Origin of the sequence: Rhodobacter capsulatus, from assembly GCF_052363185.1 — a bacterium.
Lineage (GTDB): Bacteria > Pseudomonadota > Alphaproteobacteria > Rhodobacterales > Rhodobacteraceae > Rhodobacter > Rhodobacter capsulatus_E.
This window is the reverse complement of the sequence record NZ_CP198955.1, coordinates 842,615-868,291: the sequence shown is the minus strand read 5'-3', so window position 1 is coordinate 868,291 and position 25,677 is coordinate 842,615. Positions and strand designations below refer to the sequence as shown.

General features: G+C 64.3%; 27 protein-coding genes, 1 tRNA gene and 1 pseudogene. 19 read left to right on the top strand and 10 right to left on the bottom strand.

What is annotated here, in order from left to right:
• Positions 1 to 239: 239 nt before the first annotated feature.
• A complete protein-coding gene (locus ACTTAG_RS04490) occupies positions 240 to 785 on the bottom strand; it encodes a hypothetical protein (protein ID WP_444464356.1) in 546 nt (181 codons plus the stop codon).
• Positions 786 to 1,058: 273 nt separating this feature from the next.
• Here ACTTAG_RS04490 and ACTTAG_RS04485 point away from each other — a divergent pair, with 273 nt between their 5' ends.
• Genes ACTTAG_RS04485 through ACTTAG_RS04475 form a run of 3 tightly spaced genes read left to right on the top strand, consistent with a single transcriptional unit; the run spans position 1,059 to position 4,191 of the window.
• Positions 1,059 to 2,546: a DUF4153 domain-containing protein gene (locus ACTTAG_RS04485; protein WP_444464355.1), complete on the top strand. Its 1,488-nt coding sequence runs from the start codon at positions 1,059 to 1,061 to the stop codon at positions 2,544 to 2,546.
• Positions 2,543 to 3,220 (top strand): response regulator transcription factor, encoded by a 678-nt coding sequence (locus ACTTAG_RS04480; protein WP_444464354.1) that lies wholly within the window; start codon positions 2,543 to 2,545, stop codon positions 3,218 to 3,220. Before ACTTAG_RS04485 ends, ACTTAG_RS04480 begins: the two co-directional genes overlap by 4 nt.
• Positions 3,217 to 4,191, top strand: coding sequence for a sensor histidine kinase (locus ACTTAG_RS04475; protein WP_444464353.1), 975 nt, complete (start codon positions 3,217 to 3,219; stop codon positions 4,189 to 4,191). Before ACTTAG_RS04480 ends, ACTTAG_RS04475 begins: the two co-directional genes overlap by 4 nt.
• Before the next feature lie 328 nt (positions 4,192 to 4,519).
• Here ACTTAG_RS04475 and ACTTAG_RS04470 read toward each other — a convergent pair.
• A pseudogene (locus ACTTAG_RS04470) lies at positions 4,520 to 4,780 on the bottom strand (transposase); the annotation flags it as partial.
• Positions 4,781 to 4,787: 7 nt separating this feature from the next.
• On the opposite strand from ACTTAG_RS04470, the gene ACTTAG_RS04465 reads away from it, so the two are divergent.
• Complete coding sequence (locus ACTTAG_RS04465; protein WP_444464352.1) at positions 4,788 to 5,405, top strand: TniQ family protein; 618 nt, start codon at positions 4,788 to 4,790, stop codon at positions 5,403 to 5,405.
• A 355-nt stretch (positions 5,406 to 5,760) separates the two neighbouring features.
• Here the strand turns inward: ACTTAG_RS04465 and ACTTAG_RS04460 are convergent, their stop codons facing one another.
• Positions 5,761 to 6,474 (bottom strand): transposase, encoded by a 714-nt coding sequence (locus tag ACTTAG_RS04460; protein ID WP_444464351.1) that lies wholly within the window; start codon positions 6,472 to 6,474, stop codon positions 5,761 to 5,763.
• On the opposite strand from ACTTAG_RS04460, the gene ACTTAG_RS04455 reads away from it, so the two are divergent.
• The 14 genes from ACTTAG_RS04455 (at position 6,454) to ACTTAG_RS04390 (ending at position 18,510) form a co-directional block, all read left to right on the top strand.
• Positions 6,454 to 7,218 (top strand): hypothetical protein, encoded by a 765-nt coding sequence (locus tag ACTTAG_RS04455; protein ID WP_444464350.1) that lies wholly within the window; start codon positions 6,454 to 6,456, stop codon positions 7,216 to 7,218. The genes ACTTAG_RS04460 and ACTTAG_RS04455 overlap by 21 nt on opposite strands.
• Positions 7,219 to 7,357: 139 nt before the next feature.
• A complete protein-coding gene (locus ACTTAG_RS04450; protein ID WP_444465197.1) occupies positions 7,358 to 8,488 on the top strand; it encodes a helix-turn-helix domain-containing protein in 1,131 nt (376 codons plus the stop codon).
• Positions 8,481 to 8,804, top strand: coding sequence for a hypothetical protein (locus ACTTAG_RS04445; RefSeq protein WP_444464349.1), 324 nt, complete (start codon positions 8,481 to 8,483; stop codon positions 8,802 to 8,804). The genes ACTTAG_RS04450 and ACTTAG_RS04445 overlap by 8 nt, the downstream gene beginning before the upstream one ends.
• A complete protein-coding gene (locus ACTTAG_RS04440) occupies positions 8,801 to 9,073 on the top strand; it encodes a hypothetical protein (RefSeq protein ID WP_444464348.1) in 273 nt (90 codons plus the stop codon). The genes ACTTAG_RS04445 and ACTTAG_RS04440 overlap by 4 nt, the downstream gene beginning before the upstream one ends.
• A gap of 97 nt (positions 9,074 to 9,170) precedes the next feature.
• The gene (locus ACTTAG_RS04435; RefSeq protein WP_377388300.1) at positions 9,171 to 9,662 is read left to right on the top strand and encodes a DNA packaging protein; all 492 of its coding nucleotides are present in this window, start codon (positions 9,171 to 9,173) and stop codon (positions 9,660 to 9,662) included.
• Positions 9,649 to 11,427: a phage terminase large subunit family protein gene (locus tag ACTTAG_RS04430; protein WP_444464347.1), complete on the top strand. Its 1,779-nt coding sequence runs from the start codon at positions 9,649 to 9,651 to the stop codon at positions 11,425 to 11,427. The genes ACTTAG_RS04435 and ACTTAG_RS04430 overlap by 14 nt, the downstream gene beginning before the upstream one ends.
• Positions 11,428 to 11,482: 55 nt before the next feature.
• Positions 11,483 to 12,073 (top strand): hypothetical protein, encoded by a 591-nt coding sequence (locus ACTTAG_RS04425; protein ID WP_444464346.1) that lies wholly within the window; start codon positions 11,483 to 11,485, stop codon positions 12,071 to 12,073.
• 107 nt (positions 12,074 to 12,180) lie between these two features.
• The gene (locus tag ACTTAG_RS04420) at positions 12,181 to 12,774 is read left to right on the top strand and encodes a hypothetical protein (RefSeq protein WP_444464345.1); all 594 of its coding nucleotides are present in this window, start codon (positions 12,181 to 12,183) and stop codon (positions 12,772 to 12,774) included.
• A complete protein-coding gene (locus ACTTAG_RS04415; RefSeq protein WP_444464344.1) occupies positions 12,771 to 14,117 on the top strand; it encodes a phage portal protein in 1,347 nt (448 codons plus the stop codon). Before ACTTAG_RS04420 ends, ACTTAG_RS04415 begins: the two co-directional genes overlap by 4 nt.
• A 1-nt stretch (position 14,118) precedes the next feature.
• Positions 14,119 to 14,451, top strand: coding sequence for a DUF2190 family protein (locus ACTTAG_RS04410; protein WP_444464343.1), 333 nt, complete (start codon positions 14,119 to 14,121; stop codon positions 14,449 to 14,451).
• 18 nt (positions 14,452 to 14,469) lie between these two features.
• The gene (locus ACTTAG_RS04405) at positions 14,470 to 16,209 is read left to right on the top strand and encodes a prohead protease/major capsid protein fusion protein (RefSeq protein ID WP_444464342.1); all 1,740 of its coding nucleotides are present in this window, start codon (positions 14,470 to 14,472) and stop codon (positions 16,207 to 16,209) included.
• Positions 16,209 to 16,424: a phage head-tail joining protein gene (locus tag ACTTAG_RS04400; RefSeq protein ID WP_444464341.1), complete on the top strand. Its 216-nt coding sequence runs from the start codon at positions 16,209 to 16,211 to the stop codon at positions 16,422 to 16,424. The genes ACTTAG_RS04405 and ACTTAG_RS04400 overlap by 1 nt, the downstream gene beginning before the upstream one ends.
• A 180-nt stretch (positions 16,425 to 16,604) precedes the next feature.
• Positions 16,605 to 17,216 carry a hypothetical protein gene (locus tag ACTTAG_RS04395; RefSeq protein WP_444464340.1) on the top strand — a complete coding sequence of 204 codons (612 nt, stop codon included), beginning with the start codon at positions 16,605 to 16,607 and terminating at the stop codon, positions 17,214 to 17,216.
• 172 nt (positions 17,217 to 17,388) lie between these two features.
• Complete coding sequence (locus tag ACTTAG_RS04390) at positions 17,389 to 18,510, top strand: site-specific integrase (RefSeq protein ID WP_444464339.1); 1,122 nt, start codon at positions 17,389 to 17,391, stop codon at positions 18,508 to 18,510.
• Positions 18,511 to 18,518: 8 nt separating this feature from the next.
• Here the strand turns inward: ACTTAG_RS04390 and ACTTAG_RS04385 are convergent.
• From ACTTAG_RS04385 to ACTTAG_RS04360, 6 genes are all read right to left on the bottom strand, one after another.
• A tRNA-Ile gene (locus ACTTAG_RS04385) sits at positions 18,519 to 18,594 on the bottom strand.
• An 89-nt stretch (positions 18,595 to 18,683) separates the two neighbouring features.
• On the bottom strand, positions 18,684 to 19,733 hold the full coding sequence (locus tag ACTTAG_RS04380; protein WP_444464338.1) for a threonine aldolase family protein: 1,050 nt from the start codon (positions 19,731 to 19,733) through the stop codon (positions 18,684 to 18,686).
• Entirely contained in the window at positions 19,734 to 20,183 is a 450-nt protein-coding gene (locus tag ACTTAG_RS04375; protein ID WP_444464337.1) for a YcgN family cysteine cluster protein, read from the bottom strand.
• A gap of 42 nt (positions 20,184 to 20,225) precedes the next feature.
• Positions 20,226 to 21,149 carry a bifunctional riboflavin kinase/FAD synthetase gene (locus ACTTAG_RS04370; RefSeq protein ID WP_444464336.1) on the bottom strand — a complete coding sequence of 308 codons (924 nt, stop codon included), beginning with the start codon at positions 21,147 to 21,149 and terminating at the stop codon, positions 20,226 to 20,228.
• A 41-nt stretch (positions 21,150 to 21,190) separates the two neighbouring features.
• Entirely contained in the window at positions 21,191 to 21,631 is a 441-nt protein-coding gene (locus ACTTAG_RS04365; protein ID WP_444464335.1) for a MaoC family dehydratase, read from the bottom strand.
• Between the two features lie 123 nt (positions 21,632 to 21,754).
• Positions 21,755 to 22,633, bottom strand: coding sequence for a TIGR01459 family HAD-type hydrolase (locus ACTTAG_RS04360; RefSeq protein ID WP_444464334.1), 879 nt, complete (start codon positions 22,631 to 22,633; stop codon positions 21,755 to 21,757).
• Positions 22,634 to 22,943: 310 nt separating this feature from the next.
• Between ACTTAG_RS04360 and parE the strand changes: the two genes are divergently transcribed.
• Positions 22,944 to 24,902 (top strand): DNA topoisomerase IV subunit B, encoded by a 1,959-nt coding sequence (gene parE / locus ACTTAG_RS04355; RefSeq protein WP_444465196.1) that lies wholly within the window; start codon positions 22,944 to 22,946, stop codon positions 24,900 to 24,902.
• 3 nt (positions 24,903 to 24,905) lie between these two features.
• Here parE and ACTTAG_RS04350 read toward each other — a convergent pair whose 3' ends face one another.
• Positions 24,906 to 25,658 carry an esterase/lipase family protein gene (locus ACTTAG_RS04350; RefSeq protein ID WP_444464333.1) on the bottom strand — a complete coding sequence of 251 codons (753 nt, stop codon included), beginning with the start codon at positions 25,656 to 25,658 and terminating at the stop codon, positions 24,906 to 24,908.
• Between the last annotated feature and the right edge of the window lie 19 nt (positions 25,659 to 25,677).

The following is a 25,677-nucleotide window of genomic DNA, read 5'->3' as shown; positions in this document are numbered from 1 at the left end:
TTGGCGTTTGTTGTCCCGGAGCACTGTACAAAGCTTGGCGCCGACGTGAAGGGCGGTTTCCCGACCGTTAGTTTGCGGCATCGCATCCGCAGCAATTGGCGATAGCGGTCATTCGCTTCGCGCCTCGGGAGCGACGCGCTGCGCAGGGAGCGGAGATTCAGGTCTTGGCTCTGGTGGGCATCGACCGGAGTCCTTCCGCCAAGCGCCGAATGGGGCGCCGGGTGACCGTCAAAGCCATATCATCGCTCCTCCCGAACATACTCGACCGAGGTCGCGCGACCGACCATTTCATCATAGGAAATATACCCGTATGCCGGTGGCACTTCCGGCGGACGATAGCTGATCACCGCGATGCGATTGGCCCCGAAAATCGGCAAGGGCTTGCCGCAGGCGAAATACTCCCACCGTCTGGCCTGCAGATCCTGACCGGCCGCCTGCAGCGCCGCGCAGGGGCGGTGCAGCGCTGCGACAATCTTGCCGCGCAGTTCCGGCTGCATCCGATCCGACAGAAAAATCTCGAAACACTGGGGCAGAACATAGAAATGAAGGGCGTTCTGCAGCGCCGAGCAATAGACGTGATGCGACATTCCCGCACCGCGCAGGCTCAGGTAATCCTTGTTGACCGCGTCCAATTCCGGAACGGCGACCGACAGCATCGACATCTGACTTCGCGGGCTGGTTTGATCCGACATCTGGTAATAGAAGAACACCAGCACGCCCGCAAAAAGCAGCGCAAGCGCCGCGACAGCCGCCAGACCGAAAAGCACGGCAGACCTCAGGCTCATGCCCATCTCGCCCCGACGGCCAGATCGGACCCACCCGGCCTAGTGGCTCGCGGCCTCAAACCTTCTTGCATCACCCGCAAGCGCCCCCCGAACGCGCCCCATACCCCCAGCCTTTGCTGGCGAAGGTCACAAAAACTGTACCATCCGCGAGAGAGGCACGAAATGGGCTAACCGCCCCGCGTCGGTCGCTCTGCACGACATCTGCACGCCTTGCGCGCGGCACCTGCACAAGGGCGGAAGCAAGGTCCCGCAAACAGTTTGCGGAGCCAGATCATGACCAAACCCCTTCTCATTCCCGGATTGCCCAGGTCGCTTGCGCGTGACGGCTGGTGGCTCGATGCGCCGGTTGCCGGCCCGCCTGATGCCCCAAAGGGCGAGGCCCGGAGCACCAGAGGCCCGCATTGGGCAGGGCTCGCGAGTTTGGTCGCGCTGGCGGATCTGCTGTTTTGGCATCACGCCCCCGGTCTGTCGCTGGCGCTCTTTGCCCTTGCGATCCTTGGCGTGGCGGCGGCCGGGAGTGGTCGGCTCTCGGCGCGGCCGGTGGTGCTGCTTGCGCTTGCGGCAGCGCCGGTGGTCGAGCATCTGCAGGCGCTCTCGCTCGCCTTTCTGGCCCTTGGGCTGGCAGTGGCGCTGGTCTGGCTGCGTCGCCCCGAGGCCGGGATGGCAGATATTATGGCAGTGACGGCGGCCTGGCTGCGTCGTCTGCCCGGGCATTGGCTGGCACCGCTTGCACCGCGCGCGGGCGTGTTGGCACAGATCGCCCGCCCCTCGAGCGCCGGCCAGAGCGCGCGCAAGGCGCTGCGCGACTGGGCCTTTCCGCTGGCCGGAAGCCTCGTGTTTCTGGGATTGCTGATGCAGGCGAACCCGGTGCTGGCGCGAGGTCTGGCGATTGATCTCGACGTCTGGGCGCTGGCTGCGCGGCTCCTGTTCTGGGCGGGCGTGGCGCTTTTGCTTGCACCGTTTCTGGCGTCCGACCTGCCTGAACCGCTGCAGCTTTCCCCTGTCGCGCTGCCCCGGGCAGCCCGCCTCGGCCTCAACCCGCGCTCGGTCCTGCGCGCGCTTGTCCTTTTCAACGCGCTGATCGCGCTGCAATCGGTCACCGACCTGTCGATCCTCGTCTTTGGCGTCGCCCTGCCCGAGGGGATGAGCCTTGCCGAATACGCCCATCGCGGCGCCTATCCGCTTTTGGCCACGGCCCTTCTGGCGGGGGCGTTTGCGCTGGCGGCGCGGCCGTTCCTGCAGGAACACCGCGCGATCCGGCCACTTCTGCTGGTGTGGCTCGCGCAGAACATGGTGCTGTGCGGCGCAGCGATGCTGCGGCTCGAGCATTACATCGAGGCCTTCGGGCTGACCTATTTGCGGCTTTACGCCCTGATCTGGATGGGCCTTGTGGCGATCGGGCTTGGCCTTGTCGCGGTGCAGGTTCTGCGCGGGCGCAGTGCCGCGTGGCTTCTGACGCGCTCTTCGGCGCTTGGCCTTGGCACGCTATATCTCTGCGCCTTTGTCAATTTCGCGCAGATCATCGCGGCGCAGAACCTGGCCCGCCCCGCCCCCGACACCGGCTATATCTGCGCCCTCGGGCCGATGGCACATGGCGCGCTGCTCGATGCCATGCGGGCCAACCCCGGGCTGCGCATCGAAACGCGCCCCTGTGCCCTGTGGTTCCCTCCCGATGCCCCCGGCTGGCGGGAATGGGGGTTTCGTTCCTGGCGCGTCGCCCGCTACAGTGCCGCCATGGAAACACCGGAGCGGGCCGAATGAAGATCCTGATCGTCGATGACGATCCGCGCCTGCGCGATCTGGTGCGGATCGCGCTGGAACGGGCGGGGTTTGCCACGCTAACCGCCGCCGAGGGCGCCTCTGCGCTGGTCCATGCCCGGCGCGAGGCACCCGATCTGATCGTGCTCGACATCGGCCTGCCAGAACTGGACGGGTTCGAGGTCTGCCGCCGCCTGCGCGCCACATCCGAGGTGCCGATCCTGTTCCTGACCGCGCGCGACGACGAGATCGACCGCATCGTCGGGCTGGAACTGGGTGCCGACGACTATGTGACGAAACCGTTTTCGCCGCGCGAGCTGGTGGCGCGGGTGCGCGCGATCCTCAAACGCGCGGGGCGCGGCGCGGCCAGCCCGGACACTCTCGCCCGGGGCAAGATCGCGCTGGATCTGCGGGCGCGGTCCTGCCGGGTGGCGGGGGCGGATCTGGCGCTGACCGCGACGGAATTCGACATACTTGCGCGGCTTTTGGCCGAGCCAGACCGGCTGATCCCGCGGCCCGCACTGATCGCAGCGCTGTGGGGGGCGGCCAGTCAGGTCTCGGACCGCACCTTCGACAGCCACCTGCGCAACCTGCGCCGCAAACTTGCCGAGGCGGGCTGCGAGGGCGCGATCGAGACGGTGCATGGGCAAGGCATGCGGCTTGGGGCCTGCACATGACGCGGCGCTGGCGACCCTCGCTCGCCTTCGTGCTGGGCGGTGCCTTGGCGGGGACGCTGGCGCTTTCCTTCATCGGGCTGGTGGCGCTGCGCTATCTGGGGCCGGTGCTTGGATTCAAGGTCGCGGCAGCGGGTCTGGGGCTGACGATCACCGCCGCGACGGCGGGGCTGGGCTGGCTGCTCTTGCGGCTCTTGTTGCGCCCGATCCGCGCGCTGGAAGCCTATGCGACGGCGCAGGAACGCGGCGCAGATGCCCCCCGGCCGCGCCATTTCGGCACGCGCGAAACCGCGGCGACAGCGGTGCGCGTGATCGCCATGGCCGAGGCGGCGCGTGACCGCGAGGCGACGATCCGCGCCTTTACAGACCATGTAACGCATGAGCTGAAAACCCCCGTCGCGGCGATCCGGGCGGCGGCGGAGCTGATGCAGGACGGCGGCGCCCTGCCCCCCGAAGATGCCCGGCTGCTGGCCGAGATCGACGGCGCGAGGGTACAGCTCGAGGCGCAACTGGCCGCGCTGCGCCGTGCCGCGCAAGCGCGCGAGGTCCGTCATCTGGGGCAATCGCGGCTGGCCGATCTCTTGCCCGCGTTGCAGGCTGATTTCCCGGCGCTGCAGATTACCGCCACGGGCGACACCCTGGCCCTGCCGATCGCGGCCGAGGGCATGGCGATCGTGCTGGCACAGATGCTGCGCAATGCAGCCGAACATGAGGCGGGGCAGGTGCGCCTTGAGGCCGCCCTGACGCCCGAGGGCGTCTCGCTCGACATCATCGACGATGGCTGCGGCATCTCGCTGGGCAACGAAGCGCGGGTGTTCGAGCCGTTTTTCACCACGCGGCGGGCGGCGGGCGGCACCGGCATGGGGCTTGCGGTGGTGCGCAACCTGCTCTCTGCCCATCGCGCCGGGGTCACGCTCTGCACCGGCCAACCTACCCGGTTTCGCATTCTCTTTGGCGTCACCGCGACCGATTGAGTGTGGCTTGCGCCGCGATCAGCGCGGAGCTCCGTGCAGGGCTGCGACCGCCTCTCACTGCGGTTTGCCTGAGTGACCTGTGTGGATGGCTCCTGCATAGCAAGACTTTTCTGAGATTGCTTTTGCACTGGTCAGAAGCAGACGTGTGTCCGGCCTGTTTGCGCGGCGCACGCGGCCGCTGGCCCTGATGGTTTCCGCAAGCCAAGTCCCATACGGCTTCTCGGACAACGAGGTGTCCCTGTCACTCGGCGGGGTGTCGTGGCGGGCGGGCTGACTGTGCTCCATCATCTCAATGGTCTTGCTGTCTCTGTCGTTCTGGTTCTTCGTTTCAGGCCGCGTGTGGGCGGTAGGGCTCGTGCTTGGTCAAGATGGCCCAGATGATCCGGGCTGTCTTGTTTGCCATCGCGACGGTTGCAAGGCGGGCGGGTTTTCGGGCGAGCAAGTCCAGCGTCCACGCGCCGACCCGTTCCGGGTGGGTTTTCATTTGCCGCAAGCGCGCGGTCATTCCTGTAACCAGAAGGCGCCTGATGTAGCGATCTCCCATCTTTGAGATGCGTCCCAGCTTTTCCTTGCCTCCGCTGGATCGGTTGGCTGCCATGCGTCGAACCGAGGTGGTGGAATTCGCGCAGAACATGGGCGTGTCCCTGCGGCGCTTCCTCGACGGCGAGCCGGAGGCGCTGGCGGCTCTGATGATATGGGGTGGGGTGACGCCGGACCAGCTTGCCGAGTTGCAATCCTGGTCCGGTGAGGCGATCGGAGAGGTCCGGACCCGCTTTCGAGGCGAGGTCCTCGTGTCCCGGGCGCTCCGTAATCCGGTCATGCGGGGCTGCCCGATCTGCCTGCGCGAGGACGCCCAGGGCCATAGGGGCCCGGCTGCCGAGGTCTTGGCGATGCGGGGCCACTGGCAATTGCGGGACGTGACCCTGTGCCTGAAGCACCGCCACCTGCTGGTGCCGCTCTGGCGCGCCGACGCCCGCGTCGCGCGGTTCGATTTCGCGGCCCGCTTCGATACGATCTTCGATGATCTTATGGCAGGCCGTTTCGACCGCCCCCTGTGTGAGCCCAGCGATTTCGACCTCTGGCTCGATCACCGGCTTGAGACGGGAGCGGATCCGACGGCTTTGGCCGCGCACGAGCTTTATCCCGCCGCTAGCTTTTGTCGACTGCTCGGGCGGGAACTCCTCCGCAGTCAAGGCCAAGACGGGCGAGTTTAGGCTTTGAACAGACCGGATCGCGTTGCTCGATCAGCCGATCGTGAGCCTATTGTGGCTGATGTCGGGAATGTACGTCACGGTAGAGCTCCAGATTCGTATTGTCGGCACGGGAATGGCAGAGCTGTGGCGGTGAGTCAAATTATCATTCAAAATCATGTAGTTGCGAAAAAATGCTTGTCTCGCGTTTTTCGCATTCCTGATCCGCAAAAGGGGGTTCTTCGAGCTCATCGTTCCGTCCACGTTGCGCTGTGCGCTATCATTCTGCGGCGTCGGGCCGCTCGTTGAAGTCAATATACGCCTGCGCGGCCTGCCCGCATATCCGGGCAGGCCGACGTTTTCGGGGACAGGTCTTCGGTTAAGTCAGCAAGCGGTCAGGGAAAGGGAATGCTCTCGCTGCGAGCAATTCGAAATGCCGGGATGTGCCAGGCGTGATTTCTGGCGGCAGGGACAGCGTCTTCATGCAGACCGCCCGGCGAAGCAGGCCTTCACCCTCGAGTCCCAGATCCGCGGCGATGATCCGCCGCATTCTTGCGGCCGCCTCGTTGTGAATGCCGAGCAGGTGACTCAGGCTCTCGACCGTGATTCCGCCGCTTACGTGGAGGAGTGGCTGCGATCGGATGACGGCCTCGGTTGCGAGCAGCCACATCTGAATGGGAAGCCGTGTTCGATGCAACGCCGTGCCGGATGTCGCGGTGAACTGTTTTCGGCAGGTCCGACAGAGCAAAAGGTCGCGACGTGGAAGGGTGTGGATCGATCGCCCCCTGCATGACGGGCACACGGTCCCTTCAGGCCAGCGCGTGCGAATAAACTGATCTCGGCAGGAGTCAGCGTCTGGCAGGGCATTTCTGATGCCGCCGTCTGGGAGTTGCAGCAGCATCGTCAGATGATGGATGCCCAAGGCCAGATCCGGGCGCAGGGCCGCAGCCGGATGGGGGTGGTTCTCGGGCTCATCGTCGTTTTCCACGCGCGCTCCGCGGCTTGGTTGGATGCATTCCGCATCAATGGCAGCGTTTTTCGCGCAGGTGATCCCCGGTTTTCGAACCGTCGCGTGTTCAGCGCCGCCGAACATGCCGCTCTTCTCGCCGAAATTCCGACGCTGGTCAGCCTGCGGACGATACGGCGCGAGATCGGTGCCAGCCGGACCGAAGTGGAACGGCTGGTGATGGAGGGCTGCCTGACCCCGCGTTGCCGGTGCGAGACCGTGCGGCTGCGCTGGAGCCTGACGCAAGCCAAAGACCTCCTGTCCGGCCTGCAATGCCGGGCTGTGCCAGTCGAGGCCGAAGATCCAGCTTGGGAAACGCTGCTCTCTGCGAGCCATCGCAGCCGCCAGAGCCTTTCGGCGCTTCTTGCGGCGGTCAGGGCGGGGGAGCTGCCGATCGGCACGCTCGGCCCCGGGTTCAGCGATCTGCGCCTGCGAAAGGTCGAGATTGACGCTCGCGTCGCTGCGGCCTCCGCCCCGCAAGAGCCGCTGATCCCCGCCACGGCCTTCGGCATTTCGGTGGGCATCAAGGACAAGGGCCGGTTCCGGGCGCTGATCGAGGCGGGCCAGACCCCGGCAACGCGGTTGCGGCATCCCAAGACCGGCATCGAAAATATCTACATGACCGAGGCTGATATCGCGGCGTTTCATCGCCGTTTCGTCACCATCCCGACTCTCGTGGCGGAAACGGGGCGACCGATTCCAGAATTGCGCGCGGCGCTGAAACGGGCGGGCGTGATGGTTTTCGCGCCTGAGGGCCAGGATTTCGGACGCCTGTTTCTGCGCGACGCGGCCGAAGCCGCGCTGCGCCGCAAGCGAACGCGCAAACCGTAAAACGTGCTGCGCGGCATCGGGGCGGGGCTCTCAGGCGTCTGGCGCCGCGTTTCCCGCTCCGAAAAGCCATTCTTTTACAGGGCTTTGCGCATCAATCCCCAGAAACGGAGAGGGCTTCGAGGAAATCTTCTTGACAGGGGTGAGCACGAAAAGTGCCAAAGTGAGCACGTTTATGCTTCATCGGCAACAGTCAAAGGGTAGTGGTAGGCCCGGAGGATATCGAAAATCCGCCGTAAATCAATCGCTTGCAACGGCGAACCGCGAGTTTTCGCGCGTTGAATTCATTGGCGAAAATCGGGGTAAGGCGAACCTTGCGCCGTCAGATGAAAACGAAAACCCCGGCGCGCTGGCGGGCGCATCCGGGGCAAATGTCAAAGCTGATCAGCTTCATGTGCGAGAATACACCGACGCCCCGAACGCCGCAAGGCGTGTCGATCAGAACGGCAACTGGAACCGCGCCCGCTGGGGATGGCTCAAAGCGATCACGGGTGACTCTGATCTGTCGCCTATGGCCCGGCTTCTTGCCCATGTTCTCGCAACACAGTTTTCGCACCATGAGACGGCGCATTGCGCGCCCGGCACCGACACGCTTGCCGATGCCCTTGCAACGTCTGTCGATACCATCAAGCGCGCCCTGCGCGATCTGGCGGCGGCGGGATGGCTGATCAGGACCGAAGGGCGCGGGCGCGGGAATCGGTCTGAAATCTTCTTTCTGGGCGGCAACAACGTGGTGCCGATGATCTGCCCGAAGGGGCCGGAAGCGTCCGGTCATGACCGCCCGAAAGCGGCACAAGCACCAACCAAAACGCCCGGAAAAGGGGGCAATCCTGCACCCCTTACGGACCACGAAAGGGCAACGAAAAAGGGGGCAGATATGCGTGGAAAAGGGGGCAAATCTGCACCTTCCTATATAAAGGCTGATCCAAAGAATATCCAAAGGGAGCGCGAACGATCTGAAGCGCCTGTTTCGCAGCAAGGTTCGCGTCGGATGGACTTCACGGCTTATGACCGAGCGACCACGGCTGCGAACGCCGCTTTTGATCGGCAGACCGTCCAGATCGACAAGGGTTCCCACAACGAAGAAGGCTGGAACCGATGGCTTGCCGAACATGGTTTCCCCAGCTTGACACAGCTTGATCAGCGCGCGGGTGCAGGATGGGCTGTCCCATTCCGAGTGAAGCCCGCCGAGTGTGACGCAATTGAAAACAGGATTGCTGAGAGATGGGCGAATTGGGCCGTTGGCCGGATGCAGGTGCGGACCAATGCTTGAGGAAGTGAAAGACCGATGGCTTCACGCCGTCATGCGCGACCGTGGCCTGTCCCCGGCTGCGCGGATTCTGGGCGCTGTCCTGATCAGCGACTTCCTTGAAGTTGCCCGCGCCCCAGATATCGACCTGTTCGCCAAGGCGATCTGCGCGTCGCCGCGCGTCACCCGGCGGGCGTTGGACCAACTGGAACAAGCGGGATGGCTGACCATCCCCGACCGCCCCAAGCGGGGCAACCCGCCCTGCATCATCCTGACCGAACGAAGCGCCGTGATGCCCTTCCCAAGCCGCAACCCGATCCATCAAGGAACAACCACATGACCGATCAAGACCGCATTGAAACGAAAGCGGCGGCGGCGGAACAGGCGGCGTCCTGCATCCGCGAGTGCATGGCCCTGATGCGCGAAAGCGGGATGCCTTGGGATAGCATCGTCGCCGGTGCCCATGCCGAGGTTGTCAGCGTCATGGTGATGACCTTCGGCGGGCAGATGGCAGCGCATTGCTGCACCAGCGCCGCCGAACGTGTCTGCACGCTGCCTTCGGCGGCGGATCACGCGCTTGCCAGCGCCAGACCAGCGGGCAGCGCGTGACCTTCGCGGGTCCTTGCCAGCCCTGACCTATACGGGGGGCAGATGCGCGATGCTTGAAGCTATGCACGAATTTACAAGGGGTTAAAAGATGCGGATCATGTCGGAACTGCCGGGGCTGGGGGGCGACAAGCCCGTCCATCGCATTGGCGGTTCCGACCTTTGCGACCTGTTCGGCATCACGCCGGGGATGCTGACCACCCTTGGCAAGCGCGATATCGTGGTTCGTCTTGGCCATGATGCCTATGACCTTGAAGAAAGCACCCGTCGCTACATCGCCAGCCTGCGCGAGACGGCAAGCGGGCGCGGCGGCGAAGAACAGGTGCTGAACCTGACCAGCGAACGGGCGCGGCTGGCACGGGAACAGGCCGACGCGCAGGCCCTGAAGAACGCCGTCCTGCGCGGCGAATACGTCCCGGCAAGCGACGTGGAACGGGCGTGGTCCGATACCCTGCGCGCGCTTCGATCCCGGCTTCTGGCGGTGCCTTCCCGGCTGCGCCAGTCCATGCAGCACCTGACCACCAGCGACGTGACCATGATCGACCGCGAATTGCGCGACGCCTTGCAGGAACTTGGCAATGCCGACGCTTGACCAGATCACGAAGCAGGCGCTGCGCGCCCTGATCCCCCCGCCGCGCCTGCGCCTGTCGGAATGGATCGAACGGGAAATCGTGCTGCCCGACGGCGTGTCCGCCTTGCCCGGCCCGGTGCGACTTTGGCCGTTTCAGCGCGAGATTGCCGACGCCATAGGCGACGCGGAAATCGAACGGGTGACTCTGGTGAAGCCCGTCCGCGTTGGGTTCACCACGCTTCTGACCAGCGCCCTTGCGTCCTTCGTCGCCAATGAACCCGCGCCGATCCTTTGCCTTCTGCCCGCAGAGGCTGATTGCCGCGACTACATGGTATCGGATATCGAACCGATCTTCGGGGCTTCCCCGGCTCTTGCCGCTGCCCTGTCGGATGAACAGGACGAGTCCGGGCGCAACACGCTTCTTTCGCGCCGCTTCCCCGGCGGATCGTTGAAAGTGGTCGCAGCGAAGGCACCGCGCAACCTGCGCCGTCACAACGTCCGGGTTCTGTTCATGGATGAAGCCGACGGCATGGAATCGACCGCCGAAGGTTCGCCGATCCTCTTGGCCGAACGCCGCACCATGTCCTTTCCCGACCGCAAGATCGTTCTGGGCAGCACCCCGGTTCATGACGAAACCAGCCATGTTCTGCGCGCCTATGCCCAATCCGACGCCCGAATCTATGAAGTGCCATGCCCCGAATGTGGGGCCATGAGCGAACTTCTGTGGCCCGATATCGTCTGGGATGCGGGCGCGCCCGAAACTGCCCGCTGGCGGTGCCCGCATTGCGCCGCAGAAGTATCGGAACGACACAAGCCTGAAATGGTCGCGGCTGGCCAGTGGCGCGCCACAAGGCCCGAAGTCCGGGGCCATGCCGGGTTCCGCATGAATGCCCTGATATCGCTGCACTCGAACGCTGCATGGGGCAAGCTGGCGGTGGAATTCGTCCAAGCGAAAGACGATCCGACCACCCTGCAAACCTTTGTGAACACGATCCTTGGCCAAGGCTGGCGCAGCGAAGGCGATGAGCTGGCCGAAGATGAACTGATGGCCCGCGCCGAACCCTTCGGGCTTGCCGCCGTTCCCGCCGAAGTGCTGGCGGTGACGGTTGGGGTGGACGTGCAACACGACCGCCTAGAAGTGACGTTTCTGGGGTGGACCGAAGGCGGCGTGGCGCTTGTGCTGGGGCATCGGGTGATCTGGGGGCAGTATGACGCCGAAGAAACGTGGGTCGAACTGGACGGGCTGATCGGTGCCCGCTTTCCCCATGCGCTTGGCGGTAAGATCGGGGTGGACGCCTGCGCGATAGACGCGGGCGACGGGGTGTCCATGCACCACGTCACCGCCTTTGCCACGCCCCGGACACGGCGCAAGGTTCTGGCGATCAAGGGCGCACCCGGCAACCGCCCGATGATCGAAAGGGCAGGATCGACCACTAAGACGGGTGCGCGTCTGTGGATCATCGGCGTGGATACGGTGAAGGGGCAGTTGTTTGGGCGGCTGGCGCAGGCGGGCAGCTTCCGGTTTTCGGCCGATCTGCCCCCGGTCTGGTTTGAACAGCTTGCGTCCGAACGGTCTGTGGTGCGCTACACCCGTGGCCAGCCGACGCGCAGCTTCGTTCGGATACCGGGGCGGCGGGCAGAGGCGCTTGACTGTGTGGTCTATGCCTTTGCCGCGCGGGCGTTGCTCAATCTGGACTATGACCAGCGCCGCGCCGACCTTTCGACCGAAGCCGCGCCCGCGCCAAAGCGCGCCCCGGTGCTGGCGTCAAGCTGGATGCAGCGTTGACCACAAGAACGGACCTGCGATGATGCCCGCGTGATTTGAAAAGAGGGGTCTTGCCTTGAACGAAAAACCTGATCGGAAGCGGCATGTTATCGACATTGATCGGTTGCCTATGGGCTATCCGACCCTAAAGCATGACCCGGCATTTTGGGAACACCTTGGACGCACCGTCGCCACGTTCGGTTTCTTGGAAGAGGTTCTCGGAAAGGCGATTTTTTCCTTCACCGGCACAAAACCATATGAGGAATCCGAAGTTGAAGCGGCATATGCGGCTTGGCTACCAAAACTGGAACATGCGCTGACCGATGCGCTGGGCAACCTGATCAACAATTTTGCGAAGGCCGTGAGAGAACACCCCGGCGCAACCATCGAAAACCTTGATGATCTGGTATCGGATTTGAAAAAGGCTTCGGAAATTCGGAATGTCCTTTGCCACGGCTCATGGCGGTTGCCAAATGGTCAGGGCGCGGCGGTTCCCTTTTTTGTTAACACCCAAAAAATGATGTTCGACACAGCGGTCGATATCCAGTTTCTGAAGCAAACCCAAAGACATGCTGCGGAACTGGCCTGCGCCGTGGTCAATACGGTGACACATATGGGTTGGCAGTTTCCCGGTTCGTCTGGACCCGGTGAACCGATCTACCGCTAGCGCACGAGGCAAATCGTCATTGATCTGACGAAAAGTCCGCCCTGACTCTTGACTTGCATCCATGATTCGTCACAACACTGACGAAATGGTCAAGAGAGGGGCGCACCGTGCCGGACTTCCAAACCGACTACACCGACGAAGCGGAATTCAGTGCTGGACAGGCTGCGCGCGTGTCGGGACTGAATCCGATCCTGCAACGCCACTATCGCCAGCGCGGGCTTCTGCCCGAACGTGAAGGCGCGAGTCATGCGCGGTTCAAGATTGCCGACGTGATGCGAATGACGATCATGGCGGCGTTCTCGGACAGCAAAATCAGCACCAAGGCGACGGCGGCGTTCTCGCTGAAGGCGTCGGTTGTCGCCACGGCGAAACTGCTGGCGATGGATGGGGCCGTCGATATCGACGCGGAAACGCCCGAAGCTGAAGCCTATGAGCGCGAACGCCTTCAAAGCTATGCGCGCGTGTTCAAGACCCGCTACATCTTCCTACCCTTGCCGCAAAGCGACGACGCACCCGGCACGAATGAAGGCTGGGAACGTGAAACCCTTGCCGATCTGGCGGACCTTGTGGGGCAGGACGGTTCTTTCCATGGCGTTCTGATCGACCTCAACGCGCTGGCGGCGTTGGTTTACAGCCGTGTTACGCTGCCCCTGCAAACCCATGTCGTGACCCTGCGCCGGGCGGATGGCGGCGCGGAATGAGTTTTCTTGCCCGCCTTCTGGACCGGATGACCGGGCCGACGCAAAAGCGCCAGATCGAAGCTGGCGGTGGCGGGCGGCGTTGGCAGGGTTCGCCCATGATGAACGCCCCGCAAGCGTCGATCCTTGCGGCCCGCGCGCCAGCCAAGGCCCGTGCGGCGGCGCTGTCCATGAACAACCCGACGGCGGCGCGGATCGTGGAAACGTGGCTTGCGGCGCTGGCTGGCAAAGGCTGGCAGGCGCTTTCGCAGCACCCGGACCCGGCGACACGGCGGGCGCTGAACAGTGAGTTTGAAGGGCAGATGCTGGCATTGCTGCCCGTCGCGGTGCGCGCCTTGGTGCGCGACGGCGAGTCTTTCATCAGAACATCCGTTGGTGGCGGCGACGCCGACGGATCAAGGCAGGCAGCGTTTTGTTCCTTTCCGCTGCCTGCCGACCAGATCGACCCGTCGTTGACCCGCGATCTGGGCAACGGCGCGCGGATCGTTGCCGGGGTGGAGTTTGACGCAAACGACCGGATCGTCGCCTATCACATTTTGCCCGATGCCCCCGGAACCCCGTTCGGGATGGTCGGGCAAGCGGTGCGGGTTCCGGCGCGCGAAGTGCTGCACGTCTTTGACCAGCTTTTCCCCGGTCAGGTGCGCGGCATTTCTTGGCTTGCGCCGATCCTGCTGAAGCTGGCGGACTTCGACGCCGCGTCCGACGCCATGCTGATGACGCTGAAGGTGCAAAGCCTGATGACGGGCTTTGTCCGCGATGCCGAGGGCGGCACGGCAGGGTTCGAGTCGACCGACGGCAGTTTGAACGTGTCCCTTGAACCGGGCGCTATGCGGGTTCTGCCCTTCGGTGCAGAGGTGGAATTCTCGCAGCCCGGTCAAGGGCTGTCGCAGGCCGTCGAGTTCGTGAAGGGCCAGCAACGCGAAATCGCCGTCGGTGTCGGGCTGACCTATGAACAGGTGACGGGCGATCTGTCGGGCACCAACTATTCAAGCGCCCGTGTCGGATTGCTGGAATTCCGCCGTCGCGCCGAAATGCTGCAACGCACCCTGATCGAAGCGCAGTTGCTGCGCCCGCTTTGGCGGCGCTGGATCGACGCCAAAGCATTGGCGGGTGAAATCGGCGCAAGTGAATCCGAATTGGCCGATTATCGCGCCGTCAAATTCGTTGCCCCCGGCTGGCAATGGGTGGACCCGCTGAAGGAAGCGAACTCCGATATCCGCGCCATTGAGGCGGGCTTGAAATCCCGCGCTGAAGTGGTCGCAGGCCGTGGCCGCGATATCGAAGAACTGGACGAAGAAATCGCGGCGGACACGTTCGCCCGCGCAACCAAACCCACAGGAGTCTGAAATGCGAAATTCCCTCTATTCGGGCAACAACGTCACGCTGCCCGCGCCCTATGCCCTGACTTCGGGGCAGGTGGCGCAAGTCGGTTCGATCATCGGTGTCGCCCAAGGTGCCGCTGCGATCAGTGCCGACGTGGTGCTTGTTCGCCAGGGCGTTTTCACCCTGACCAAGACCGCCGCGCAGGCGTGGACCCTTGGTCAGACCCTGTATTGGGACAACACCACCCGCGCCGTGACCACCACGGTTGGCACGAACAAGATGATCGGTGCCGCCTTCGCCGCTGCCCTTGCGGCGGACACGGTCGGGCAAGTGCTGCTTGACGGCACGATCCGCTGACAACCGGGAACCGAAACCATGACCATTCACCTTCGGGCGGCGAACATGCGTCCCGCCACCTTCAGCGCAGAGGCCCGGACGATTGAAGCAATCGTTTCGACCGGGGCACCCGTTGCGCGTCCCGGTTACACCGAGGTTCTGGACCTGCGCGGCGTCGATCTTGCGCGGCTTGTCGGTGCCCCGGTTCTGGACGGGCACCGCCGCGACACGACCCGCGATCAGTTGGGCGTGATCGAGGCGGCGCGGATGACGCCCGAAGGCTTGCTTGTGGTGATCCGGTTCCGCGAATCCACCCCGGCGCTAGCCGTGATGACCGACGTTGCCAACGGCACCCTGCGCGGGCTGTCGATTGGCTACACCATCGAACAGACCCGCGAAGCCAAAGACGGCACCAAGCGGGTTCGCACCGCGACCAGATGGACGCCGATTGAAGTGTCCATCGTTCCCGTTCCCGCCGATCCCGGCGCACATTTCAGAAATGGAGAAGTCACCATGCCGACCACCGAAGTTGAAGTGCAGGTGCAAACCCGCGCTGAAATGAACACCGAGATTCGCAGCATCGCCGAACTGGCGGGGCTGGACCGGGCTTGGACCGACGCGCAGATCGACGCCGAGGCGACGCCGGAAGCCGCGCGGGAACTGGCCTTCGCTGCGATGGCGCAGCGTCAGGCGCAGACCCGCACCCGCACCACGGCGCAGATCACGTTCGACCACAACGACCCCGCCGTTTTCGCGTCGCGTGTCGGGGAAGCGATCTTCGCCCGGATGCACCCCGAACATGAACTGAGCGCCCCGGCGCGCCAGTATGGCGGTTTGCGGATGCCCGACGTTGTGCGGGAAGTGGCGCGCCGTCACGGCATTTCCACGCAGGGGCTGTCCGACAGTCAGGTGTTCACCCGCGCGGGCAGCATGGTCACGGGCGATCTGGCGGGCATCCTTGGCGACAGTGCCGGGCGCAGCCTTCGCACCGCCTATGAGGCCGCGCCGTCCGGCCTGCGCCCCGCCGCGCGGCAAACGCAGTATCCGAACTTCAAGGTGCAAACCAAGTATATGCTGGGCGATGCCCCGGCGCTGAAGAAGGTGCTGGAAGGCGGCGAATACCCGATGGGTTCTGTTGCCGAGTCGGCCAACACCAACACGCTGGCGACCTTCGGCAGCATCATCCCCTACACCCGGCAAATGTGGATCAACGACGATCTGGGCGCGCTGGCGGACTTTTCCCGCCGCATGGGCATCGCTTCGCGCGAATTCGAGAACGCGCAGCTTGTCACCGCCCTGACCAGCAACCCGGTTCTGGCCGACGGTCTGGCGGTGTTCGTCGCGGGCCACGGCAACCTTGACGCGGCTTCCGCGCCGAGTATCACCAGCTTGAACGCCGGGCGGGTTCGGATGCGGAAACAGACTTCGCCGAACGGGATGCCGATCAATGCCGCGCCGAAGTATCTGATCGTTCCGCCCGAATACGAAACCATCGGGGAACAGTTGCTGACCACGCTGAACGCGACCGCCGTCACCGATGTGAACCCGTTCGCCAAGCTGTCGCTTCTGGTGGAACCGCGCCTGACCAATGCGACGCAATGGTATCTGGCGGCTGACCCGGCGAACATCGACGGTCTGGAATACGCCTATCTTGAAGGCGCACCCGGCCCGCAGATCGAAACCCAAGCGTCGTTCGACGTGGACGCGATCATGATCAAGGTGCGCTTGGACTTCGGCGCGGCGTGGATTGACCATCGCGGTTGGTATCGGAACGGCTGATGGCACTGACAACCACCGAACTGGAAACCATGCGCGACGCCCTGATCAGGGCGCGCGCTTCCGGCGTCCGGGTGACGCAGTTTGACGGCAAGCGGGTGGAGTATGCCAACGATGCGGAAATGGCCAAAGCCATTGCCGATCTGGAAACCCGCATCCGCACCGCCAGCGCCCCCCGGCCCGGCAGCATCACCTTCGCCACGTCGAAGGGCATGTGAGCGGCAAAGAACGGCTGGCGGGCGGGGAACCGACCCCGCCCGCTAGCGGAGCGAAGCCTAGGTGCATGATAAGCAAGCATTATCTGCACTTAAGCAAGCATTGATGGGCAAATGCCCGCTTGTGCAAACATGCGAACCTGCTATCTATTGAGGGACAAACGCCCAAGAAAGTGAGTTGCCGTGAGTCTCAAGACCGAAACCTGTTCTGCCCTTGCGGCTGCGCTTGGTCTTCCGGTGACGGAACCGACCGAACAGGGGCGGCGCTTGGGCGAGCATCGGTTGTTGCCGAAGTTTGTCAAGGGAAGGCCCCAAGCCTTTGAAGACATCCACCTTGCGAACCTGACCGTGGCGAGCATGATGCGTTCGCCGTCGCGGCGGGCACATATCGACGTTCATCACCTTGCCGAAAGCGAACTGACGTCGGAATCGTTCGCCAAGGTCGAAGCGGTCCGCACGAAAATCGTGGACCTTGCTCCCGGTCTTGCGCCCCTGCTTGTAGGGCAACACAGCTTCCTTGAGGCACTCGCCGCGCTTTACGGCATGGCCCGCCGCGCCCCCGAGTTTCTTGAGCAGTGCATGTTCAACACGTCGATTGAGATCGACCATCTGCGCGGCGACGGCGCGATCTACCTTGAGATTGAAGACCCGCAACGCCCCGGCCTTCTGATCTTCTGCGATGCACTCGAATATGCCGCGCCAAAGCCTTTGCACCGGGGTAGTCTGTCCATCGTGTCGCGTCTGCCCGCTCGCGCGCTTCTTCCCGTCGCACTCGCCGCTGATCGGGGGGCCTGACTTTGGCAAACCGTCGCGCCTCATTCGTTCAATCCGATCTGACGAAGGTGCTGAAAGCCTTCAAAGACGCGGGCTTGCCCACGCCTCAGATCGTCATTGAACCAGAGCGCCTGACGGTTTCACCGATGACTGATTTCGCCACCAAGTCCGCCCCGAACCCTTGGGATGAATGATGAAACAGAAGCGCCAGTTTCCCGGAGCATCGCCCTACACCGACCGCCACGGGCAACGCCGCTGGCGGTATCGGAAGGGCGGGTTTTCGCGTGAATTGGGCACCGACCACGGATCGACCGAATTTGTCCAGCGGTATGAATCGGCCTTGCTTGAGCATCGGACGGGCAAGAAGGCCGGGGCAGGCGCTGCAACCACCATCCCCGGTTCGGTCAACGATCTGGTGGCATCGTGGTATCAGTCGCCCGAGTGGAGCGGCTTGGCAGAACTGACGAAGAAGACTTATCGCGGCATTGTCGAACCCTTTCGGCAGAAGCACGGCGACAAGCCCGTGAACCGCCTTGAGCGGCGTCACGTCATGGGGTTCCTTGCCGAGAAGTCCGACACGCCTTCCGCTGCGAACAACCTGCGCAAGCGGCTGGGGCAGTTGCTGGACCACGCCATTGCCTTGGACTGGATCAAGGCGAACCCGGCGCGGCTGACCAAGGCTTACAAGATCACGGGTGAAGGTTTCCACGCTTGGGATGAAGGCGAGATTGCCCGGTTCTTTGAAGTGCATGAACCCGGCACCGTGGCGCATCGCGCCGTGACCCTGATGCTTTACACGGGCGCAGCGCGGGTGGATGCGGTCAAGCTGGGGCCGATGAACATGAAGGGCGGGCGGCTTGAGTATCGCCGTCAGAAAACGGCCAAGACCAATGGCGTTCTTGTCAGCATCCCGGTTCATCCCGATCTGGCGGACGTGCTGGCCAACTGTCCGCCCGATAGGCCCTTCCTTGCCACCGCTTACGGCAAGAGTCGTTCGCCCGATGGCCTTGGCAACCTCATGCGGGAATGGTGCGACAAGGCGGGCTTGTCCGAGTGTTCCGCGCATGGCTTGCGCAAGGCTTGTGCCCGTCGATTGGCAGAGGCTGGCGCGACCGCGCATGAAATCATGGCTGTCACAGGTCACAAAACCTTGGCCGAAGTGCAGCGTTACACCGAAACAGCGATGCGCGAAGGGCTGGCCGATTCCGCCCATGCCAAGCTGCTTTCCCGGCCAAATCGGGAACAAACCGTGGTGAACCTTCCCCAAAGGTTCGCCAATAAATCAACCAAGGCAATGAAAAGAAAGGATAAATAGATGGGGTTTGGTAGGCCCGGAGGGACTCGAACCCCCAACCAAGACGTTATGAGCGCCCGGCTCTAACCATTGAGCTACAGGCCCGTAGCATGGGCAAAGCTCTAGGCGGGACAGGCGGAACGGTCAAGCGTCCGAATAAAACGGAGAGCGACCAATCTCCAATCCCCCCGGGCTCAGCCGAGATGCGCCAGAAACGCGTCGATTTCGGCCTCGGTCGTGGCCCAGCTCGTCACCATCCGCGCGGCCAGCGGCTCGGCATCCGGGCCGTCAAGCGACTGATCAAAGGGCCAGAGGTAATAGGACGCCCCCGCAGCCTGCAGCGCACGATGGCTCGCGCGGGGGAAGGCGGCGAAGACCTCGTTCGCCTGCGTCGGATGGGTCAGCGAGGCACCCGGCATCGCCGCAATCCCGGCCGAGAGCCGCGTGGCCATCGCATTCGCCTGCCGCGCAAGGCGCAGCCACAGATCGCCCTCAAGGTAAGCCGCCATCTGTGCCGCCAGAAAGCGGTGTTTCGAAAACAGATGCCCGCCGCGCTTGCGGCGCAGCTCGAATTCCCAGGCGCGGGCGGGATCGAAGATCACCACCGCCTCGACCCCCATGCAGCCGTTCTTGGTGCCGCCAAAGCTCAGCACATCGACCCCGGCCTTCCAGGTGATCTCGGCGGGGGTGCAGCCCAGGCTGACCAGCGCATTGGCAAACCGCGCCCCGTCCATGTGCACGGGCAGCTTGTAATCCCGCGCCACCGCACTCAGCGCGGCCACCTCGGCGGGGGTGTAGATCGTCCCGGCCTCGGTCGCGTTGGTCAGCGAGACCATGCCGCGCTGCACGTTATGCACCCCCGCCCGCGCGGTATGGGAGATGGCCGCGCGCAGACCGACAGGGTCCATCTTCGCATGCGCGCCCTCGACCAGAACCAGCTTCGCGCCGCCGGTGTAGAATTCGGGGGCGCCGCATTCGTCTTCCTCGATATGGGCATTGCGGTGGCAAAAGATCGCCCCCCAAGGCTGGGTCAGGATCGCGCAAGAAAGCGCATTCGCCGCCGTTCCCGTCGCCACCAGATAGACCGCGGCCTGCGGCGCCTCGAAGATCTCGCGCAGATGCTCGACCACGGCGCCCGTCAGCGGATCGGCGCCGTAAGAGGCCACAGGACCCGCATTCGCCTCCGCCAGAGCCGCCATGATCTCGGGCGCGACGCCCGCGGTATTGTCCGACGCAAACTGCATTCAGAGATCCTCGATGATGTAGTCCTGCCAGTCTTCCTCGGGCACCTCGGCCTCGGAGACGGTCCAGCCGCGCACCGATTGGCCCGCTTCATGCACCGTCTCGGGATCGCCCGAAATCAGATAATGCCAGGGCTCCAGCGGCCTGCCCTCATAACGCAGGCGATAGGCGCAGGTCGTGGGCATCCAATAGGCGCTTTTCTTCAGCGATTTCGGCGTCAGCCGCACGCATTCGGGCACGAATTGATGCCGGATTTCATAATTGCGGCAGCGGCAGCTTTCGCCATCGAGCAGACGACAGGCGACGCGGGTGAATTCCAGCTCGCCGGTGTCTTCGTATTCGAGCTTGTTCAGACAGCATTTGCCGCAGCCATCGCAAAGCGCCTCCCATTCGGCGGGGGTCAGCTTGGCCAGCGGCAGGGTCCAGAACAGGGGGCGCAGATTACTACTCATCGCGCGAAAGGTGACTCGGATTTGGACATTTGAAAAGTCACTTCAGGCAGAGCGCAGGATCTGGCGCGCGGTTTCGCAATCTTGCGTCATCTGTGTCATCAGCGCGGGCAGGCCGTCGAATTTCATCTCGGGCCGCAGATAATCGACGAGCGCGACCGACAGATGCTGGCCGTAAAGATCGCCGTCGAAATCAAAGAGGAAGGTTTCCAGATTGGGGGCGTTTTCGCCAAACATCGGCCGCACGCCAAGGCTCGCCGCGCCCAGGTAAGCCCCCGCCTGCGGCCCGGTCAGCACATCGACCTTGACCGCATAGACGCCAAGCCGGGGCAGATGCAGCCGCGCCACCGACATGTTCGCGGTCGGAAAGCCAAGGTCGCGGCCACGCTTGTCGCCGTGCATCACCGCGCCCTCGATCCGGTGCAGGTGGCCCAGCATCTTGGCCGCGTCGCGCACCCGCCCCTCGGCCAGCGCCTTGCGGATATTGGTCGAGGAAACCTCGATCCCGTCGATGTGCAGAAGCGGCGCCACCGTGACGTCAAAGCCAAGGTCGCGGCCCAGCGCGATCAGCTCCGCCGTGCCCGCGGCGCGGCCCTTGCCAAAGCGGAAATCGCCGCCCACCGTGACATGGGCGACCCCCAGCCCCCGGGCCAGAACGTCGCGGGCGAAGGTTTCCGGGTCCATCCCCGCCAGCTCGGGGCCAAAGGGCAGCTCGTAAAGCCGCGTCACCCCAAGCTTCGCCAGCCGGTGTTCGCGGGCTTCCGCGTTCATCAGCCGGAAGGGCGCGGCGTCGGGGGCAAAGACCTCGCGCGGATGGGGTTCAAAGGTGATGATGCCCAAGGGCTCGCGGCCGCGGGCAAGGTCGATCACCGATTGATGCCCCAGATGCACCCCGTCGAAATTGCCCATCGCCACCGAGGCGCCGCGCGCCTCGGGCGAAAGCCCCGTCCAGTGGGTATAGGTCTGCATCGCCGGTCTTGTCCCCGCCTCCGGCGAGGCCGCCGGTCGTGTCAGCTCTTGCAGGCGGGCGCCAGAACCTGCGCCTCGCCCTCGATCACCACCGTATCGCCCACGCGGCAGCGGGTTTCAAGGGTCACGCGACGCTTCACCGGGTCGATCGCTGCCACCGTGACCTCGGCCGTGACCATATCGCCCGGCCGCACCGGGGCGCGGAATTTCAGCGACTGACCCAGATAGATCGTGCCATGGCCCGGCAGCTGCTCGCCGATCACCGCCGAGATCAGCCCGGCCGAGAGCATCCCATGCGCGATCCGGCCCTTGAACATCGTGCCCTCGGCGAAGGCCTGATCAAGGTGGACCGGGTTGCGGTCGGTCGAGACCTCGGCAAACAGTTCGATGTCGCGGTCGGTGATTTCCTTGGTCAGGCTGCGCATCATGCCGACCTCCAGCTCGTCGATGCAGATCGTGCCGCGTTGGATTTGGTCGGTCATGGGGGCGCTCCGGCTTGGGGTCATGTTGCGCCGCCGCTTAGCACGGCGGCCACCACCATGCAAGCGCAGCGAAACTTATGAACCCAGGACGAAGGTCGAACGCAAGATAGTTGCGGGCGCATTTCAGCGCAGCCGGCCGATCGTGTAGCGCGGGTCCTGCTGGCGGGCGTCAAGCCAGCCCTTGAGCAGGTCGGGGTTCGGCGCCTCGACATTCGGGCCGAACTGCTCGGCGGCAAGCCCGCCCGAAACGAAGAGCACGTCCAGATTTTCGCCCATCGCGCCCGCCACATCGGTGTTGATGCCATCGCCAATCGCCAGCACGCGGCTGTCATCGGCCAGACCGAACTCGGCCATGCGGCGCCGGGCCATGTCATAGATCGGCGGATGCGGCTTGCCGAAATAGAGCGTGCGCCCGCCCATTTCCTCGTAAAGCGCGGCCAGCGCCCCGGCGCAGTAGATCCGGGTTTCGCCCATGTCCACCACCACATCGGGATTGGCGCAAAGCATCGGCAGGCCGCGGGTCTTGGCTTCCAGGAAGCGGGGGCGGTAATCTTCGGGCACTTCGTTCAATTCGTCAAAGGGGCCGGTGCAGACGATGCCCTCGGCCTGATCGAAGGGGACGCGCTCGACATCGGCGCGGCCCGCCCAGTCCTTCGGGATCTCGGTGAAGAAACCGTCGTCCTTTCGCGGCCCAAGATGCCAGATCTTGCGCCCGACCGCGCCCGCGAACATCGCATCCTGCGCCGCATCGCCCGAGGTGACGATGGCATCCCAGGCCTCGCGCGGGACCCCCATCCGGTCGAGCCCTTCCGCGACGAAACGGGCCGGGCGCGGCGCATTGGTGATCAGGATCACCCGGCCGCCCTGCCCGCGGAACCCTTCCAGCGCCGCGATGGCCGCCGGGAAGGGCGCGACGCCATTGTGCACGCAGCCCCAGAGATCGCACAAAAGCACGTCGTAACGGGCGGAGATTTCGGCGAGCGACTGGAGAATGCGGGTCATGGGGCGGCCTTTCGGAACGGTTCGGACATCGATGCGGCCTGCTTATGACATGGGTGCGACAGAATGACAAAGGGGCACGACCTGTTGCGGCGCGCCTGCGCCCCGCCCGCGAAGGGGGGGGGCGCTGCCCCCCTCTGGCTGCGCCATTCACCCCCCGGGATATTTCGGGCAAGATAAAATCATGCCCCTTTATCTTGCCTCAAATATCCCGGGGGAGTCCCGAAGGGACGGGGGCAGCGCCCCCTTCTTGCCCCGGGGGCCCAAGCTGCGGTATCTCTGCATCTCAAGAACACCAATGAAAGCGAGCACCATGTCCGGCGATCTTTTGTCCTCGACCCCGACCGAGACCTATGACGCCTCCTCGATCGAGGTGCTCGAAGGGCTGGAACCGGTGCGCAAGCGGCCCGGCATGTATATCGGCGGCACCGATGAGCGCGCGCTGCATCACATGGTGGCCGAGATCCTCGACAATGCCATGGACGAAGCCGTGGCGGGGCACGCCAACCGGATCGAGGTCGAGGTGAACGCCGATGGCTCGGTCACCGTGCGCGACAATGGCCGCGGCATTCCCGTTGATCCGCATCCGAAATTCCCCGGCAAATCGGCGCTGGAGGTGATCCTGTGCACGCTGCATGCCGGGGGGAAATTCTCGAACAAGGCCTATTCGACCTCGGGCGGGTTGAACGGGGTCGGCTCTTCGGTGGTGAATGCGCTGTCCGATCTGATGGTGGTGCAGGTCGCCCGCAACAAGGAGCTTTACGAGCAGCGCTTTTCGCGCGGGGTGCCGCAGGGGCCGGTGGCGAAGCTGGGCGCGGCGCCCAATCGGCGCGGGACCACCGTGACCTTTCACCCCGACCCGGAGATTTTCGGCGCGCTCACGCTGAAACCGGCGCGGCTCTTCAAGATGACGCGCTCGAAGGCCTATCTGTTTTCGGGCGTGGAAATCCGCTGGAAGACGGCGATTGCGGATGGCGACACGCCGACGGAAGCGACCTTTCATTTCCCGAATGGGCTGGCCGATTATCTGGCCGAAGCCTTGACCGGGGCCTCGACCTATTCCGACAAGCCCTTTGCGGGGCGGGTGAGTTTCGAGGAAAAATACAACATCCCCGGTTCGGTCGAATGGGCGATCAACTGGACCCCGGTGCGCGATGGCTTCATCCACAGCTATTGCAACACCGTGCCCACCCCCGAGGGCGGCACGCACGAAGCCGGGTTCTGGGCGGCGATCCTCAAGGGCATCCGCGCCTATGGCGAGCGGATCAACAACAAGAAGGCGGCGCAGATCACCCGTGAAGACATGCTCACGGGCGGCTGCGCGCTGATCTCGATCTTCATCCGCGAGCCGTCCTTCGTCGGCCAGACCAAGGACCGGCTGAGCACGGAGGAAGCCGCGCGCTGGGTGGAAAATGCGGTGCGCGACTATTTCGACACCTGGCTGACCACCGACACCAAGGCCGCGGGGGCGATCCTCGATTTCCTTGTCCTGCGGGCCGAGGAACGGCTGCGGCGCAAGGCGGAAAAGGAAACCTCGCGCAAGTCGGCGACGAAGAAGCTGCGGCTGCCCGGGAAGCTGGTCGATTGTTCGGCCACGAACCGCGAGGGGACGGAACTGTTCATCGTCGAAGGCGACTCGGCGGGCGGCTCGGCCAAGATGGCGCGGGATCGGACGATGCAGGCGCTGCTGCCGCTGCGGGGGAAGATCCTGAACGTGCTGGGCGCGGCGAGTTCCAAGCTCGGCCAGAACCAGGAGATCAACGATCTGGCGCAGGCCTTGGGGGTGGGGCTGGGCAGCAAGTTCCGCGTCGATGATCTGCGCTATGACAAGATCATCATCATGACCGATGCCGATGTCGACGGCGCGCATATTGCCTCGCTGCTGATGACCTTCTTCTTCACCCAGATGCGGGGGCTGATCGACAAGGGCCATCTTTATCTGGCCTGCCCGCCGCTTTATCGCCTGACGCAGGGGGCGAAGCGGATCTATGTGGCCGACGATGCCGAGAAAGAGCTTTGGCTGGCCAAGGGTCTGGGCGGGCGCGGCAAGATCGACGTGCAGCGCTTCAAGGGTCTGGGCGAGATGGACGCCAAGGATCTGAAGGACACGACGATGAACCCGGCGACGCGCAAGCTGATCCGCGTCACCATCGACGACGAATTCTCGGGCGAGACGGATGATCTGGTGGAGCGGCTGATGGGGAAAAAGCCCGAGTTGCGGTTCCAGTATATCACCGCCAACGCGCGGTTTGTGGAAGAACTGGACGTCTGAGCCTCACCGCCCCTGCCCTGCACCGCCACCCTGCCCGGCAAGCTGGCGCAAGGCCTCGGCCCAGCCCGGCACCGGCGCGAACCTGCCGGTGTCGAGAAAGGCAAGCACCTCGACGATGACGCGGGGGTCATCCATCATCCAGGTGTGGGTCACCGGGAGCACCAGAAAATCCGCCATCCCCGCCTGTTTCGCGCTGGCCACCGAGACCTTGCCGTCATCGGGCCCCGGAATCAGCCAGGAGGTGATCGGATTGAGACTGTCCGATCCCGCGATCACCGCGAATTCGAACTGTGGCACCGGCAGGCGCGCGGGCGCATCGGCGGCGCCGGTGCCAAGGGCAAGCCCCGCCGGGCCGTTCATCCAGCCAAACCAGGCCTGATCGCGAAAGGCGTCGACGATTTCCGACCCGCCATTCGGCGGCGCCAGCATCACCGCCCGGTGGATGCGCGCGGCGTTCCGGCTCCGCCCGGCCCAGATCTGCAGCAAGATCCCCCCCATCGAATGCGTCACCACATCGACCCGCCCCGGCCCGCAGGCCGTTATGGCGGCGTCGATCCGGCCTGCCAGCCGCTCGACCGGCTCTGTCGTCGAGGGATAGTCCAGGTTCACCACCCGGCGCCCACGCGCCTGCAACACCTGGTCCAGCACGAAAAGCGAGTTCGGGCTGCGCGCGAGCCCGTGCAGCAACACCACGCAATCGGCGGCCGCCACCGGCGCGGCCCCCAGAAGAAACAGCAAAAAGGCCCGGATCAGCATGACCCGAGCCTTGTCGAAA